This is a genomic window from Streptomyces sp. NPDC046379, from assembly GCF_055587785.1.
In genome coordinates this window covers 1-15,332 of the sequence record NZ_JBVJFP010000024.1, presented here as the reverse complement: position 1 = coordinate 15,332, position 15,332 = coordinate 1, and the positions used below count along the sequence as shown (strand labels likewise).

The window sequence follows — 15,332 nt, the reverse complement described above, 5'->3', positions numbered from 1 at the left end:
GAAACCGTAACCGTCCCCACTGACAACGCGTTCCCCGCACGGCGACCCGGCGCCCGGGTCCGGTCCGAGAAGCGCCGGAACCGCCCTCGCACCCCCCCCGCATACCCTTGCGTACCACCGTGAACCGGACGGCCGTCGACGCCGATGGCCCCGCGAACATCGGCTTGCCGTCCCCGATTGAGGGATCGTTTCACCCGTACGGATTAAAAGTGCTCAAGGGGGCGGAAGCAGCCATCTCCCGCCGCCTACGGTCGCCGGGTGATGAGCAGCAGCCCGGACTCCCTGACCCGCACGACCGGCGCACACCGGGCGCGACGCGAGGCGCGTGACCGTGCCGCGGCGCGCACCCTGGCACAGCGGCCGCCCGCGCGCTACGAGCCCTACCTGGACGGCCTGTTCACCTACTGCCTTTCCGTGCTGTGCGATCACGACGCGGCCACCGCCGCCCTCGGCGAGGTCCTCGCGGTCGCCGAGCGCCGCGGCCAGCGCGCTCCCGACGCGCCCGGCGACCGCCGCGCCTGGCTGTACGCGCTCGCCCGCTGGGCCTGTCTGCGCGGCCTCGCCGAGGCCAGACGCAGACGCCGGGCCGGCGGCGCGTCCACCGCGCCGCCCGTCTCCGAGGAGGTGCGGGAGCGGCGGCGGCGCGAACTGGCCCTGCTCGCCTGGCCGGAGGCCGCCGGCACCACCCCCGAGCAGCGCGAGGCGCTCGAACTCTCCGTACGCCACCACCTGGCCCCCCATGAGGTCGCCGCCGTCCTCGGACTCGAACCGGCCGCCGCGCGCGAGCTGCTCGCCGCGGCCGCCTGCGAGGTCGAGCGCACCCGCGCGGCCCTCGCCGTCGTGGAGACCGGCGGCTGTCCCGGCGTCGCCCGGCTCACCGGCGAGCACCAGCTGGTGCTCGGCGCCGCCCTGCGCTGTGAACTGGTCCGGCACGTCGACGACTGCCCGCGCTGCCGCCGCACCGCCGAGCGCGCGGTCCCCGGCCGCTGGCCCGGCGCCGAAGTCACCCCCGCCGAACTGCCCGTGCTGGAGGCGCCCCGCCCCGCGCTGCACACCGCCATGACCCAGAACCCGCGCGCGCGGGGCGTCACCGCGCCCCGCTTCGACCGGCGCGGCTTCCCCATGGACCCCAAGGACCGCGCCGCCCGCCGGGACCGCCTGCGCGCGCGTGCCGTCACCACCACGGTCGTCGCCACCGTCGTCGCCGCCCCGGTCCTGGCCCTGTGGTCCGCCTACCGGGGCGCGCCCCTCGGCGGCGACAGCGCAGACGGCCGCGCCGCCGCGGGCCGCGACCACGGGGCGGTCGGTCTCGACGGCGACCCGTCCGTCGGCTACGAGAACACCGGCAACGCCTCCGTCAGCCGCGGCGAGCCCTTCTCCCGCGGCGGCCGGCCGGACGTGACCGTGAAGGTCGTCAGCGTCTCCGGCGCCGGCCGCAAGGGCGCCGCGGGCCGGCTGGAGGTGACGGCCGCGCACCGCGGCGACACCACCCTGATCACCCTCATCGCCACCGGCCCCGCCCCCGTGCGCTGGTCCGCGGTGACCGGAGCCCCCTGGCTCTACCTGAGCCGCTCGGCGGGAACGCTCCGCCCCGGCGAGTCACAGACCGTCCGGGTGCACGTCGACCCCCTGCGCGAGCCGTCCGGCCGCTGGACCGCGCGCGTGGCGATCTCCCCGGCCGGCGCGGTCGTCACCATCGCGGGCCGCGGCACCGCACCCGCTCCCACGAACCCCGACTTCCGCCCGGTCCGCCCCGGCCGCCCCCTGGACCGGCCCCCGCTCACGGTCCCGACATCCACCCCGTCCGCCACCCCCGCGCCGAGTCCTCCGCCCGCACCGTCACCACCGCCCCCGGAGCCGACCCCGAGCGCCTCCACGCCGCCGGACACGTCGGACCCGACGCCGTCACCGTCGGAGGCGGGTACCGCGAGCCCACCGGCTCCCTAGGGGTGTCTGACAAATGCCCGCGGCGTCGCGGCTCCTGGCACGCACTCCCCCAGAGGAGGCACCCCCAGCCGCGTTGCCGAACCGCCCTGGTAGCTCCGCTACGAGGGCGCTCCGGCGCCTTGCGATCGCACGCACCAGAAGCCGCTCCTTCTCCCGCGCTCATTTGCCAGACACCCCCTAGGTCCGGGCGGGCCCGTGGGTTGCGGACGGGAGGCTCGCCGGACGCGGAAACGCCGAGGTCGGGGCGACTCGCCGCTCGCCACCCGGCCCGCGCCGTGCCCCGGCGCCGGAAGCCGCCCGCGGCGCCCCGGTCCCCGTGGCGGCCCGGTGGCGGCGCGGCGGAGCGCATCCGCGTGCGGAGCGGGCGGCCGAAACCCGCCGCCCCGCCTCCTCCTGATCCAGTACCCGCTGTCCGTGCCCATTCCATGCCGTGCGCCTCATCAGCCGCCCGCTCCGCGGCCCACTGATACGGTTCCGTGCCGCCGAAGCGAAAAATCGCCCGCGTGCCGGCTCCGTGGCCGGGGGCGCTCCCGCCCCGGGCGACTCCGGCCGTCGGGCATCCCAGAACCCTCACCGCGCGAACCGTCGCCGTGCGAGGCGTCACCGCCCGACCGCGTCACCCGAAGCCCGCCGCGCTCCGCCCCGCCTCGCCCGCGCCCCTCAGCCCGCAGGACGCGCCGGGTCCGCCGGTCCCGCCGGGTCCGCCGGATGCGGCGCCAGCAGCGGCAGCTGCGACGACAGCCGCTGCTCGCACAGCTCGACCAGCCGGTCGTAGCCCGCCTTGCCCATCAGCTCGGTCAGCTCCGCGCGGTACGACACGTACACCGGCTCCCCCGCGCCGTGCGCCGACGTCGCCGACGTGCACCACCAGTGCAGGTCGTGGCCGCCCGGGCCCCAGCCCCGGCGGTCGTACTCGCCGATCGACACCTGGAGCACGCGCGTGTCGTCGGGACGGTCGATCCAGTCGTACGTCCGGCGGATCGGCAGCTGCCAGCAGACGTCCGGCTTGGTCTCCAGCGGCTCCCGGCCCTCCCGGACGGCCAGGATGTGCAGCGAGCAACCCATGCCGCCCGCGAAACCGGGCCGGTTCTGGAAGATGCACGAGCCCTGGAAGGGACGCGTCTGGCGGTCGCCGTCCTCGTCCTCGGACACCCAGCCGCCCCGGAGGCCCTCCGCATGGTGCTGCCAGATGTCCGGCGTGAGCCTCGCCACATGCCCGGCGACCCGCTGCTCGTCGTCCTCGTCGGAGAAGTGGGCGCCCAGCGTGCAGCACCCGTCGTCCGCGCGGCCGGCCTGAATGCCCTGGCAGCCGCTGCCGAAGACGCAGTTCCAGCGGGAGGTCAGCCAGGTCAGGTCGCAGCGGAAGACCTGCTCGTCGTCCGCCGGATCCGGGAACTCCACCCATGCGCGCGGGAAGTCGAGGCCCTTCTCGTCGTCCGGGGCGGCGCCGAGCACCGACGCCGAGGCTCCCGCCGCTCCCGCCGTTCCGGTCGCTTCCGCCGGCGAAGTCTGGACGTCGTATTTGCCGCTCTTGCCGTTCTTACCGCTCTTGCCGGTCTTCGCCTTTTTCGTCTTTGGCACGCGTCCAGGGTATGCCGCCCGGGTTCCCGTTCCGCACCGCCTGGGGGGCCGCGTACGGGACGCCTGGCAGTAGCGTTCCGCCCATGAGACTCGGTGTCCTCGACGTGGGATCGAACACGGTGCATCTGCTGGTGGTGGACGCGCACCCCGGTGCGCGCCCGCTGCCCGCGCACTCGCACAAGGCCGACCTCCGCCTCGCCGAACTCCTCGACGAGCACGGAGCCATCGGCTCGGAAGGCGTCGACAGGCTGGTCGCCGTCGTCCACGACTCCCTCCAGGCCGCCGAGGACAAGGGCGTCGAGGAACTGCTGCCGTTCGCCACCTCCGCCGTGCGGGGGGCGAGCAACGCCGACGAGGTCCTCGCGCGCGTGCAGCGCGAGACCGGGGTCGAGCTCCAGGTCCTCAGCGGTCCCGAGGAGGCGCGGCTCACCTTCCTCGCGGTGCGCCGCTGGTTCGGCTGGTCCGCCGGCAAACTCCTGGTCCTCGACATCGGCGGCGGCTCCCTGGAGATCGCCTACGGCATCGACGAGGAACCGGACGCGGCCGTCTCGCTGCCCCTCGGCGCCGGCCGCCTCACCTCCGGGTGGCTGCCCGGCGACCCGCCCGCCGCCGAGGACGTACGGGCGCTGCGGCGCCATGTGCGGGCGGAGATAGCCCGCACGGTCGGGGAGTTCAGCCGCTTCGGCGCCCCCGACCACGTCGTCGCCACGTCCAAGACGTTCCGCCAGCTCGCCCGCATCGGCGGCGCCGCCCGCTCCGTCGAGGGCCTCTACGTCCAGCGCGAGCTCAAACGGCAGTCCCTCGAGTCCTGGGTGCCGCGCCTGGCCGGCATGACCACCGAGGAACGCGCCGAACTCCCCGGCGTCTCCGAGGGCCGGGCCGGCCAGCTCCTCGCGGGCGCGCTGGTCGCCGAGGGCGCGATGGACCTGTTCGGCGTGGAGACGGTGGAGATCTGCCCGTGGGCGCTGCGGGAGGGCGTCATCCTGCGGCGGCTGGACCATATGGCGGGGGCGTAGGAACGTAGGGGCAGGCCCGTGCGGAGGGGGGATGAACCAGGCCGAGTCGCCCGAAACCACCCGCCCCAACCCCGTCTCCGGGACGCACCCCGTAACCTGTCCTCGTGGCCAACCCAGTCGTGCGCATCCCGGACGCGAAGGTCGCCCTGTCGACGGCCTCCGTCTATCCGGAGTCGACGGCCACGGCCTTCGAGATCGCGGCCCGCCTCGGGTACGACGGTGTCGAGGTCATGGTGTGGAACGACCCCGTCAGCCAGGACATCGAGGCCCTCCGCCGGCTCAGCGACTTCCACCGGGTGCCGATCCTCGCCGTGCACGCCCCGTGTCTGCTGATCACCCAGCGGGTGTGGTCGACCGACCCGTGGACCAAGCTCCAGCGCGCCCGGACGGCGGCCGAGAAGCTCGGCGCGAGCACGGTCGTCGTGCACCCGCCGTTCCGCTGGCAGCGCCAGTACGCGCGCGACTTCGTCACCGGCATCGGACGGATGGCGAACGAGACGGACGTGCGGTTCGCCGTCGAGAACATGTACCCCTGGCGCTACCGCGACCGCGAGATGCTCGCCTACGCCCCCGGCTGGGACGTCACCGAGGACGACTACCGGCACTTCACCATCGACCTCAGCCATGCCGCCACGGCACGCGTCGACGCGCTGGAGATGGCCGACCGCATGGGCGACCGGCTCGGCCACGTTCACCTCGCCGACGGCGGCGGCTCCAACAAGGACGAGCACCTGGTGCCGGGCCGGGGCTCCCAGCCCTGCGCGGAACTGCTGGAACGTCTCGCCGGCACCGGCTTCGACGGCCACGTCGTCATCGAGGTCAACACCCGCCGCGCCATGTCCACCGCCGAGCGCGAGGCCGACCTGGCCGAGGCCCTCGCCTTCACCCGGCTCCACCTCGCCACGGACACCCGGGTGCCGCGTCCATGACCGGCGCAGGCGCGGGCGCAGGTACGGGCAGGGGCACGGGCGCAGGCGCCGTGGCCGGGAGGGGAGCCGCAGCCGCACCCGGTCCCGCGCCGGCGCCTTCCACCGCCCCCCGCGGCCGCGGCCGCCCCCGCCGTACGGAATCCGCCGACACCCGCGACCGCATCCTCACCGCCGCCCGCGAGGAGTTCTCGCAGCGCGGCTTCGAGAAGGCCAGCGTCCGTGGCATCGCCAAGGCGGCCGGCGTGGACCCCGCCCTGGTCCACCACTACTTCGGCACCAAGGAACAGGTCTTCCAGGAGGCCGTCGAGACGGTCTTCGCGCCCGCCCTGCGCGCCCCCGACGTGATCTTCGAGGGTCCGCGGGACGCCGTCGGCGAGCGGTTCGCCCGGTTCTTCCTCGGCATCTGGGAGAACCCGGCCACCCGCGCCCCCCTGCTCGCCGTCGTACGGTCCGCCCTGAACAACGACGTGGCCGCCGCCGTGCTGCGCCGCCTGGTCAGCACCCAGCTGCTGCGCCGGGTCGCCGCCGAGATGGGCATGCCCGACGCCGAGCTGCGCGCCGAGCTGGCGGCGGCGCAGCTGGTCGGGACGGCGCTGCTGCGGTACGTCATCAAGGTCGAGCCCCTGGCCTCGGCGGACGTGGAAACGATCGTGCGCCGGATCGCACCCGCCATACAGAGCCACCTGACGAGCCAGTGACGGGGGCATCGGACGAGCCCCTGACGAGGATCACCGGACGTGTCCCTCACGGGGGCCACCCCACGAGCCCACGACGGGCGCCGACGAACCGATGAGACGTGCGTCCCGAAATCCGGACATCCTGTCCGGGCTGTGGATGACGGGCGTACGCTCGAAGCCAGTCACAACTCTCCGAAGGAGCGAGCGACGATGCCCGAGCTGAGGTCCCGCACAGTCACCCACGGCCGCAATATGGCGGGCGCCCGCGCCCTTATGCGCGCCTCCGGTGTACCCGGTGCGGACATCGGCCGGAAGCCGATCATCGCGGTCGCCAACAGCTTCACCGAGTTCGTGCCGGGCCACACCCACCTGGCGCCGGTCGGCCGGATCGTCAGCGAGGCGATCACCGAGGCCGGGGGCATCCCGCGCGAGTTCAACACGATCGCCGTCGACGACGGCATCGCCATGGGCCACGGCGGCATGCTCTACAGCCTGCCCTCGCGCGACCTGATCGCGGACAGCGTGGAGTACATGGTCGAGGCGCACTGCGCCGACGCCCTGGTCTGCATCTCCAACTGCGACAAGATCACCCCGGGCATGCTGATGGCCGCGCTGCGGCTGAACATCCCGACGGTGTTCGTCTCCGGCGGCCCGATGGAGTCCGGCCGGGCCACCCTGGTCGACGGCACGGTCCGCACGCTCGACCTCGTCGACGCGATCTCCGACGCCGTGAACGACAAGATCTCGGACGAGGACATCCTCCGCATCGAGGAGAACGCCTGTCCGACCTGCGGCTCGTGTTCCGGCATGTTCACCGCCAACTCGATGAACTGCCTGACCGAGGCCATCGGCCTGTCCCTCCCCGGCAACGGCTCGGTCCTCGCCACCCACACCGCGCGCCGGCGGCTGTACGTCGACGCCGCGCGCACGGTGATGGACCTGACCCGCCGCTACTACGAGCAGGACGACGAGACGGCCCTGCCGCGCAACATCGCCACCTTCGCGGCGTTCGAGAACGCCATGGCGCTGGACATCGCCATGGGCGGCTCCACCAACACGATCCTGCACCTGCTGGCGGCGGCGCAGGAGGCGGGCGTGCCGTTCGGCCTGAACGAGATCGACGCCGTCTCGCGCCGGGTGCCGTGCCTGGCGAAGGTGGCGCCCAACGTCGCCAAGGACCGCACGTACTACATGGAGGACGTGCACCGCGCGGGCGGCATCCCCGCCCTGCTCGGCGAGCTGCACCGGGCCGGTCTGCTCAACGAGGACGTCCACTGCGTGCACAGCCCGTCGCTGGCCGACTGGATGAAGCGGTGGGACGTGCGCGGCGGCTCCCCCTCCCCGGAGGCGGTCGAGCTGTGGCACGCGGCGCCGGGCTGCGTCCGCTCCGCCGAGGCGTTCTCCCAGTCCGAGCGCTGGGAGGCGCTGGACCTGGACGCCGAGAACGGATGCATCCGCTCCGCCGAGCACGCCTACTCCAAGGACGGCGGCCTGGCGGTGCTCAAGGGCAACCTCGCGGTGGACGGCTGCGTGGTGAAGACGGCCGGCGTCGACGAGTCGATCTGGACCTTCGAGGGCCCGGCGGTCGTCTGCGAGTCGCAGGAGGAGGCCGTCGAGAAGATCCTGAACAAGCAGGTCACCCACGGCGACGTGGTCGTCATCCGGTACGAGGGCCCCAAGGGCGGCCCCGGCATGCAGGAGATGCTCTACCCGACGTCCTTCCTCAAGGGCCGGGGCCTGGGCAAGACCTGCGCCCTGATCACCGACGGCCGCTTCTCCGGCGGCACCTCGGGCCTGTCCATCGGCCACGCCTCCCCGGAGGCGGCGTCCGGCGGCACGATCGCCCTCGTCGAGGACGGCGACCGCATCCGCATCGACATCCCGAACCGCTCGATCGAACTCCTCGTGGACGACGCGGAACTGTCCCGCCGCGAGCAGGCCCTGAACGGCGTCTACGCCCCCAAGTCCCGTACCCGCAAGGTCTCGGCCGCCCTGCGCGCCTACGCGGCCATGGCGACGAGCGCGGACAAGGGCGCGGTCCGGGACGTCTCCAAGCTGGGCTGACCGCCCGACCGACACCCGGGACGGAACCCGCCGGTGCGGTTGCCCACCGGCCCCGCCACGCGGACGGCCCGCCCGACGAGCCCTCGTCGGGCGGGCCGTCCGCGTGGGATGGGCATACGCGTCCCGGGCCGCCACGAAAACGTGGCCGCCGTTGTCGCCGGGCGACCGGCCGACCGGCGTAGGACGGCGCGGCGCTTGCCGAAGAGAGCGAGTGTGCGTGCCGGTTGAGGAGGGGCGGGGGTGAATCCGGCCTCCGTCCCGCGGTCCACGGTTTTGGGCGTCGCCCGCGCCCGTCGGCGAGCCCGCCCGCCTCACCACCCCGCCGGATCCCCCGAAACCCCGAACAGCGTCCCGTCCGGCGCCCCCGCGAACACCTCGCCCCCGGCGGCGACGGGGAGCGAGAGGCCGGACATCAGGGAGCCCCGCCCCTCTCCCGCGCGGGCCGGGGTCTGGCCGGACGGCCTGCCGTGGGCGGCGTCCACGGCGATCAGCCTGCCGTCCCCGGCGCTGAAGTAGATCCGCTGCCCGGCGACCACCGGCGCCGACGGGAAGCTCACCGACGTCTCCAGCCGCCACGACTCGACGCCGGCCCGCGTGTCCACGGCGACCAGCGTGCCGACGGCGCCCAGGAGGTGGACGGTGTCCCCGTGGACGACGGCCTGCGCGCCGCCCACCGGGAAGCTCAGCCGGATGCGCCGGGTGCCGCCGTCGCCGGTGTCGTGGCGGATCACGGCGTCCGTGTCGTCGTACGCCTCGGCCGTCGACGTGAACCACAGCACCCCGTCCCGCGCGCCGACCAGGCTCAGCGCACCGTCCAGCCGCTGCTCCAGGCGTACCGCGCCGGTCCGCGGGTCGACACCGGTGACCCGCGTCCCGTCCGCCCCGTCCGGCTCCACGGCGTACGCGACACCGTCGCCGTACGTCTGGAACGACGGCAGCTTCAGCCCGCCGACCGTGCGCTGCCACCGCTGCTCGCCGGTGGCGGCGTCCAGCGCGGTGACCCGCGAGTCGGGCCCGGTGAGCAGGACGACGCCGTCGACGTGGGTGATCCGGCCCTCGTGGGCCGTGACGTCGTGGCTCCAGCGGGTGTCGCCCGTCGCCGGGTCCAGGGCGGCGAGCCGGCTGCCGCCCCGGTCGAGGACGTGCAGCAGCCCGCCCGACAGCGTGGGCGGCACGGCGACCCCGTCCGGGTCCTGGCCCCCGGCCCCCGCACGCGCCCACTCGACGCTGCCGTCGGCGGGATCGACCGCGGCGGCCAGCACGCCGGGGCGGGCGCAGTACAGGGTCCCGGCCGAGGCCGTGCACTGCGGCACCCCACCGGCCTCGGCGCCGGGCGCCCGCAGGTCGGTCTCCCAGGCGCGGAACGGCTTGTCCTTGCGCTGAGCGGCCGGCGCCGGGCCGTCCCCGGCCCTGACCAGGGCGACGGCCCCGCCGGCGAGCGCCAGCACGGCCGCGGCGGCCACGGCGGCCGTCCACGGCCCGCGCCGAGCGCGCCGCTTGCGCTCCGCGCGCGGTTCCCGGCCCGCGTCCCCGGCTGCGGGCACGGGGGCCTGCCGCCGGTGCGTGGGCACGGCGTCCGGCTCGGCCGGACCGCCGCCGTCCGGCACGGCACGCGGCTCCGGGACGAACATCTGCGTGTCGTAGGACGCCGACAGCGCCCGCAGCTCCGCCATCAGCTCGTCCGCCGTCGGCCGGTCCTCCGGCTCCTTGGCCAGACACCGGGTGACGAGCGGCGCCAGCTCCGCCGGCACGCCCGTGAGGTCGGGCTCCTCGTGCACGACCTGGTACGCCAGCAGATACGGGCTGTCGGAGTCGAAGGGCCCGCTTCCGGTCGCCGCGTGCACGATCACCGAGCCCAGCGCGAACACGTCCGCCGCCGGCCCCACCTCCCGCGGCCTGCGGAACTGCTCCGGCGCCATGAACGGCGGCGTCCCGATCAACTTCCCCGTCTCGGTGCGCAGTTCACTGTCCGAAGGGCGGGAGATGCCGAAGTCGATCACTTTCGGCCCGTCCTCCGCGAGCAGCACGTTGCTCGGCTTCAGATCGCGGTGCACGACCCCGGCCCGGTGGATGTCCCGCAGCGCCTCGGCGAGTCCGGCCATCAGCTGCCGCAGCCGCGCGGCGGGCAGCGCGCCGTTCCGCTTCACGTACTCGGACAGCGTCGGGCCGGGGATGAACAGCGTGGCCATCCACGGCTGCCCGGCATCCGGATCCGCGTCCACCACCGGCGCCGTGAACGCCCCGCTCACCCGCCGGGCCGCGGCCACCTCCTGCCGGAACCGCCCCCTGAACTCCGGATCCTGCGCGAACTCCCCGTGCACGACCTTCACCGCGAGCCGCAACCCCGAGGCGGACCGCGCCAGATGCACCACTCCCATGCCGCCGGACCCGAGCCGGTCCTCCAGCAGATACTGTCCGGCGTATCGCCGCGATTCCGTTTCCGCGTCCGAGCCGGCGCTGCGCCATGGCGGCATCTCTCACCCCCGGATGTCCGTCCGCACGCGCGACGCGCTGAGCCTAGTCGATGACCAGTACGAAACTGCTGTGGCTTGCTAGCCTCGTGGCGCCATATGAAATTGGCGTGAACTGATCATAAGAAACCAACGGGGGGAGGCCGACACGGCCATGGAAGACACCACCATCGCGGATCTCGCGATGCCGGAGCCCAAGCAGCCCGCGGACCTGGGGGACACCGCGGACACCGGCGAGGCGGGGAAGGCCGGGCTCGCCACCGCGGCGTCCACCGTCCGCTACTACAAGGTCGCGCCCGGCGTCGAGCTCAACGTCCGCAGCGGTCCCGGCATCCGCTACCCGATCGTGCGCATCCTGCCCGAGGGCATCTCCGTGCCGATCTACTGCCAGCGCCCGGGCGACACCGTCACCGGCTACTACGGCACGTCGAACATCTGGGACGCCATCACCAACGGCCAGTACGTCTCCGACGCCTACGTCAACACCGGAAGCGACGGCTACGTCGCCCCGCGCTGCGGCTGACCGCACGGGCCCGGGCCCGTGACCGGCCGGACGCCGTACCGGACGCCGTCATCGGCGCGTGAGCGACCGCGACGGCGTCCCCGGCCGGCCCACGGGCCCCGGCCCGAGCCCCCTGCGCTTCCTCGGCACCACCTGGGCGCACCACGACCGCGGCCACCGGGCCCGCCGCGCCGTCGGGTTCCTCGCCGCCGCGCTGCCCGCCTGCCTGCTCCTCCACTTCACCCGCCAAGGCCTCGTCCTGGCCGGCACCGGCCGCTTCGTCACGCTGACGGTCGTCGTGATGTTCGCCGTCTGCAGCGCCCTCACCCGAGGCCCCGGCGAGCGACTCCACCGTGAGGAGTGCGAGGCCGCCCTCGCCCGGCACGCGCAACGCACCTACCGCCGCACCGGCACCCCGCCCGCAGACGCCCCGGCTCCCGACTCCGCCCCGGGCGAGCCTGTCGTGGAACTCCCGCCCCCGGCGACCATGGCGGCATGCCGACGACACCGCCCTCCCGGGCCCACTCGTTCAACGCCGCCGCGGCCCAGTACGCCGCCAACCGCCCCGGCTACCCGCCCGCCCTCTTCGACGCCATCGAGGAACTCGCCGCCCGCCCCCTGACCGGCGCCCGCGTCGTGGACGTGGGCGCCGGCACCGGGATAGCCACCGCCCTCCTGCACGGCCGCGGCGCCGACGTCATCGCGCTCGAACCCGGTGACGGCATGTCCGCCCAGTTCCGCCGCGCCCACCCCGGCCTCCCGCTCGTCCGCGGCGACGGCAACGCCCTCCCGCTCGCCGACTCCAGCGCCGACCTCGTCACCTACGCCCAGGCCTGGCACTGGACCGACCCGGCCCGCGCGCTCCCGGAGGCGGCGCGCGTCCTGCGCCCCGGCGGCGCCCTCGCCCTGTGGTGGAACTTCGCCGCAGTGGACGTCCCCTGGCTCACCGCGCAGGCGATCCGCATCGAACGCCACTACGACGAACCCCAGCCCGTGATCGCGCCACGGCCGACCGAGACGCCTCCTTCCTCCCCCTTCTCCGCCTTCACCCGCCGCGTCGTCCGCTGGAGCCGCCGCGTCCCCGTCGACGTCCACCTCGCCAACCTCGGCAGCCGCTCCCTCTTCCTGACCGGCGGCAAGGCCCGCGCCGAGGCATTCCTCGCCGCCGAGCGCGACCACGTCCTGCGGCAGTTCGCGGACGGCGTCGTGGAGGAGGTCTACGACACCGAACTCCAGGTCGCCCGTACCGAGCCCGCCGCCCCTTGACGCTCCCCGCCTCCGCGAGGATTATTCATCACATGATGAATTACAGTGCCGGGCCGTCCACCGAGGGCGGCCCGCCCGACCCGCCCGCCGTCCGCGCCGACGCCCTCACCGTCACCCGCGGCGCCCGAAAGGTCCTGCACGGCCTCGACTTCGCCGTCCCACGCGGCCGGATCACCGGGCTTCTCGGCCCCTCGGGCTGCGGCAAGTCCACCCTCATGCGGGCCATCGCCGGCACCCAGGCCAAGGTCACCGGCGCCCTCCACGTCCTCGGCCACCCCGCCGGCCACCCCGCCCTGCGCACCCGCATCGGCTACGTCACCCAGGCGCCCTCCGTCTACGACGACCTGACCGTCCGCCAGAACCTCGACTACTTCGCCGCGATACTCGACCCCGGCCGGCCCGCCGCCGAACGCCGCCACGACCACGTCACCCGGGCCATCGCCGACGTCGACCTCACCCGCCACGCCGACGCCCTCGCCGGCAACCTCTCCGGCGGCCAGCGCAGCCGCGTCTCCCTCGCCGTCGCCCTCCTCGGCGCCCCCGACCTGCTGGTGCTCGACGAACCCACCGTCGGCCTCGACCCGGTCCTGCGCCGCGACCTGTGGCATCTCTTCCACTCCCTCGCCGCCGACCGGGGCGCCACCCTCCTCATCTCCTCCCACGTCATGGACGAGGCCGAGCGCTGCCACCGCCTCCTCCTCATGCGCGGCGGCCGCATCCTCGCCGACGGCACCCCCGACGCCCTGCGCACCCGTACCGGCGCGGACACCGTCGAAGCCGCCTTCCTGCGCCTGGTGGACGAGGCCAGCGCCAAGGACCGCACGAAGGAGAGCACCCGATGAGCACCACCGCCCCCACGACCGCCGTACGCCCCGCCCCCGTGCCCACCCGCCCCCTGAGCGCCTCCCGCACCACCGCCACCGCGGCACGCGTCCTGCGCCAGCTGGGCCACGACCCGCGCACCATCGCGCTGCTGATCCTCATCCCCTGCGTGATGCTGATCCTGCTGCGCTACGTCTTCGACGGCAGCCCGCGCACGTTCGACACCATCGGCGCCTCGCTGCTCGGCATCTTCCCGCTCATCACCATGTTCCTGGTGACCTCGATCGCCACCCTGCGCGAACGCACCTCCGGCACCCTCGAACGCCTCCTCGCCATGCCCCTCGGCAAGGGCGACGTCATCGCCGGCTACGCCCTCGCCTTCGGCGCCCTCGCGATCGTCCAGTCCGCCCTCGCGACCGCCCTCGCCCTGTGGGCGCTCGGCCTCGACGTCACCGGCTCCCCCTGGCTGCTGCTCCTCGTCGCCCTGCTCGACGCGCTCCTCGGCACAGCCCTCGGCCTGTTCGTCTCGGCCTTCGCGGCCTCGGAATTCCAGGCGGTGCAGTTCATGCCGGCCGTGATCTTCCCCCAGCTCCTCACCTGCGGACTCTTCACCCCCAGGGACAAGATGCACCCCGTTCTCGAAGCCATCTCCGACGTCCTCCCCATGTCGTACGCCGTCGACGGCATGAACGAGGTCCTCCGGCACACCGACATGACCGCCGCCTTCGTCCGCGACGTCCTGATCGTCGCCGGCTGCGCCCTCCTCGTCCTGGCCCTGGGCGCCGCCACCCTGCGCCGCCGCACCACCTGACGCCCCACGACGTCCCGCCCACCGGACACACCCGTCCCACCAGGGTCCCGAGTGCGAGGATGACCCCGGACGACGCACACCCCGGAGGGCACCGCAGCCATGACCCAGAAAGTCGCAGTCCTCGGCACCGGCAAGATCGGCGAAGCCCTGCTCAGCGGAATGATCCGCGCCGGCTGGACCCCCGCCGACCTCCTGGTCACCGCCCGCCGCGCGGAACGGGCCGAAGAACTCCGCACCCGCTACGGCGTCACCCCGGTCACCAACGCGGAAGCCGCCAAGACCGCCGACACCCTGATCCTCACGGTCAAGCCGCAGGACATGGGCGCCCTCCTGGAGGAACTGGCCCCCCACGTCCCCGCCGACCGTCTGATCGTCAGCGGGGCGGCAGGCATCACCACGTCCTTCATCGAGGAACGCCTGGGCGCCGGAACCCCCGTCGTCCGCGTCATGACGAACACCCCCGCCCTCGTGGACGAGGCCATGTCCGTCATCTCCGCAGGCAGCCACGCCGACGAGGCCCACCTGTCCCACGCCGAGGAGATCTTCGGAGCCGTCGGCAAGACCCTCCGCGTCCCCGAGTCCCAGCAGGACGCCTGCACCGCCCTCTCCGGCTCGGGCCCCGCTTACTTCTTCTACCTCGTCGAAGCAATGACGGACGCCGGCATCCTCCTCGGCCTGCCCCGAGACAAGGCGCACGACCTGATCGTCCAGTCCGCCATCGGCGCCGCGACGATGCTCCGCGACAGCGGCGAGCACCCCGTGAAGCTCAGGGAGAACGTCACCTCGCCGGCCGGCACCACCATCAGCGCCATCCGCGAACTCGAGAACCACGGCGTCCGGGCCGCCCTCATCGCGGCGCTGGAGGCCGCCCGCGACCGCAGCCGCGCCCTGGCCTCCGGCAAGAAGGACTGACCCCCGGGCCGCGAGTTGACACGCCTGGGGCCCATCCGTAAGGTTCTCCGAGTTGTCCGACGTGAGCGCCGACCCCGGTCGGTCCCCGGACAGCACTCACACCACAGCAGGATCTCCTTACCGGATTGTTTTCGGCGTGCCCGAATTCAATTCGAATAGGGGCTCGGCGGCCCGATTGGGAATCGCCGGGAGGATCCGCTAAGGTTTGAGACGTCGGAACGGCCCAACGGCCGGGAAGACAAACCCCGCTGACTGGGGATCAGGTCGGAAAAGGATCTGATAGAGTCGGAAACGCAAGACCGAAGGGAAGCGCCCGGAGGAAAGCCCGAGAGGG

At 73.9% G+C, this 15,332-nt stretch carries 12 protein-coding genes; 10 read left to right on the top strand and 2 right to left on the bottom strand.

The annotated features are described in order from the left end of the window. The first annotated feature begins 258 nt into the window (after positions 1 to 258). The gene (locus ACZ6KF_RS30540) at positions 259 to 1,947 is read left to right on the top strand and encodes a hypothetical protein (RefSeq protein WP_469241329.1); all 1,689 of its coding nucleotides are present in this window, start codon (positions 259 to 261) and stop codon (positions 1,945 to 1,947) included. Positions 1,948 to 2,607: 660 nt separating this feature from the next. On the opposite strand, the gene ACZ6KF_RS30535 is transcribed toward ACZ6KF_RS30540, so the two are convergent. Next, entirely contained in the window at positions 2,608 to 3,402 is a 795-nt protein-coding gene (locus ACZ6KF_RS30535) for a DUF3109 family protein (protein ID WP_469241364.1), read from the bottom strand. Between the two features lie 209 nt (positions 3,403 to 3,611). On the opposite strand from ACZ6KF_RS30535, the gene ACZ6KF_RS30530 reads away from it, so the two are divergent. The 4 genes from ACZ6KF_RS30530 to ilvD all read left to right on the top strand — a co-directional run bounded on the left by ACZ6KF_RS30530 (position 3,612) and on the right by ilvD (position 8,214). Further along, complete coding sequence (locus tag ACZ6KF_RS30530; RefSeq protein WP_356634927.1) at positions 3,612 to 4,544, top strand: Ppx/GppA family phosphatase; 933 nt, start codon at positions 3,612 to 3,614, stop codon at positions 4,542 to 4,544. Between the two features lie 104 nt (positions 4,545 to 4,648). Then, entirely contained in the window at positions 4,649 to 5,473 is an 825-nt protein-coding gene (locus tag ACZ6KF_RS30525) for a sugar phosphate isomerase/epimerase family protein (protein WP_356634925.1), read from the top strand. After that, a complete protein-coding gene (locus tag ACZ6KF_RS30520; protein WP_356634923.1) occupies positions 5,470 to 6,171 on the top strand; it encodes a TetR/AcrR family transcriptional regulator in 702 nt (233 codons plus the stop codon). The genes ACZ6KF_RS30525 and ACZ6KF_RS30520 overlap by 4 nt, the downstream gene beginning before the upstream one ends. A 189-nt stretch (positions 6,172 to 6,360) precedes the next feature. Next, a complete protein-coding gene (gene ilvD, locus ACZ6KF_RS30515) occupies positions 6,361 to 8,214 on the top strand; it encodes a dihydroxy-acid dehydratase (RefSeq protein ID WP_356634921.1) in 1,854 nt (617 codons plus the stop codon). Between the two features lie 311 nt (positions 8,215 to 8,525). Here ilvD and ACZ6KF_RS30510 read toward each other — a convergent pair whose 3' ends face one another. Beyond that, a complete protein-coding gene (locus ACZ6KF_RS30510) occupies positions 8,526 to 10,688 on the bottom strand; it encodes a serine/threonine-protein kinase (RefSeq protein ID WP_469241327.1) in 2,163 nt (720 codons plus the stop codon). A gap of 181 nt (positions 10,689 to 10,869) precedes the next feature. On the opposite strand from ACZ6KF_RS30510, the gene ACZ6KF_RS30505 reads away from it, so the two are divergent. From ACZ6KF_RS30505 to proC, 5 genes are all read left to right on the top strand, one after another. Beyond that, entirely contained in the window at positions 10,870 to 11,208 is a 339-nt protein-coding gene (locus ACZ6KF_RS30505) for a hypothetical protein (protein ID WP_469159635.1), read from the top strand. 474 nt (positions 11,209 to 11,682) lie between these two features. After that, positions 11,683 to 12,453: a class I SAM-dependent methyltransferase gene (locus tag ACZ6KF_RS30500; protein WP_469241325.1), complete on the top strand. Its 771-nt coding sequence runs from the start codon at positions 11,683 to 11,685 to the stop codon at positions 12,451 to 12,453. Between the two features lie 32 nt (positions 12,454 to 12,485). Then, positions 12,486 to 13,295, top strand: coding sequence for an ABC transporter ATP-binding protein (locus ACZ6KF_RS30495; protein WP_469241323.1), 810 nt, complete (start codon positions 12,486 to 12,488; stop codon positions 13,293 to 13,295). Further along, complete coding sequence (locus ACZ6KF_RS30490) at positions 13,292 to 14,086, top strand: ABC transporter permease (RefSeq protein WP_356637485.1); 795 nt, start codon at positions 13,292 to 13,294, stop codon at positions 14,084 to 14,086. The genes ACZ6KF_RS30495 and ACZ6KF_RS30490 overlap by 4 nt, the downstream gene beginning before the upstream one ends. A 99-nt stretch (positions 14,087 to 14,185) precedes the next feature. Beyond that, positions 14,186 to 14,998: a pyrroline-5-carboxylate reductase gene (proC, locus tag ACZ6KF_RS30485; RefSeq protein WP_356637483.1), complete on the top strand. Its 813-nt coding sequence runs from the start codon at positions 14,186 to 14,188 to the stop codon at positions 14,996 to 14,998. Positions 14,999 to 15,332: the final 334 nt, after the last annotated feature.

Bases quoted from the DNA above. Each gene is read 5' to 3' on its own strand.
- ACZ6KF_RS30530 (WP_356634927.1), top strand. From the start codon at position 3,612: ATGAGACTCGGTGTCCTCGACGTGGGATCGAACACGGTGCATCTGCTG.
- ACZ6KF_RS30520 (WP_356634923.1), top strand. From the start codon at position 5,470: ATGACCGGCGCAGGCGCGGGCGCAGGTACGGGCAGGGGCACGGGCGCA.
- ilvD (WP_356634921.1), top strand. From the start codon at position 6,361: ATGCCCGAGCTGAGGTCCCGCACAGTCACCCACGGCCGCAATATGGCG.
- ACZ6KF_RS30510 (WP_469241327.1), bottom strand. From the start codon at position 10,688: ATGCCGCCATGGCGCAGCGCCGGCTCGGACGCGGAAACGGAATCGCGG.
- ACZ6KF_RS30505 (WP_469159635.1), top strand. From the start codon at position 10,870: ATGCCGGAGCCCAAGCAGCCCGCGGACCTGGGGGACACCGCGGACACC.
- ACZ6KF_RS30500 (WP_469241325.1), top strand. From the start codon at position 11,683: ATGCCGACGACACCGCCCTCCCGGGCCCACTCGTTCAACGCCGCCGCG.
- ACZ6KF_RS30495 (WP_469241323.1), top strand. From the start codon at position 12,486: ATGATGAATTACAGTGCCGGGCCGTCCACCGAGGGCGGCCCGCCCGAC.
- ACZ6KF_RS30490 (WP_356637485.1), top strand. From the start codon at position 13,292: ATGAGCACCACCGCCCCCACGACCGCCGTACGCCCCGCCCCCGTGCCC.
- proC (WP_356637483.1), top strand. From the start codon at position 14,186: ATGACCCAGAAAGTCGCAGTCCTCGGCACCGGCAAGATCGGCGAAGCC.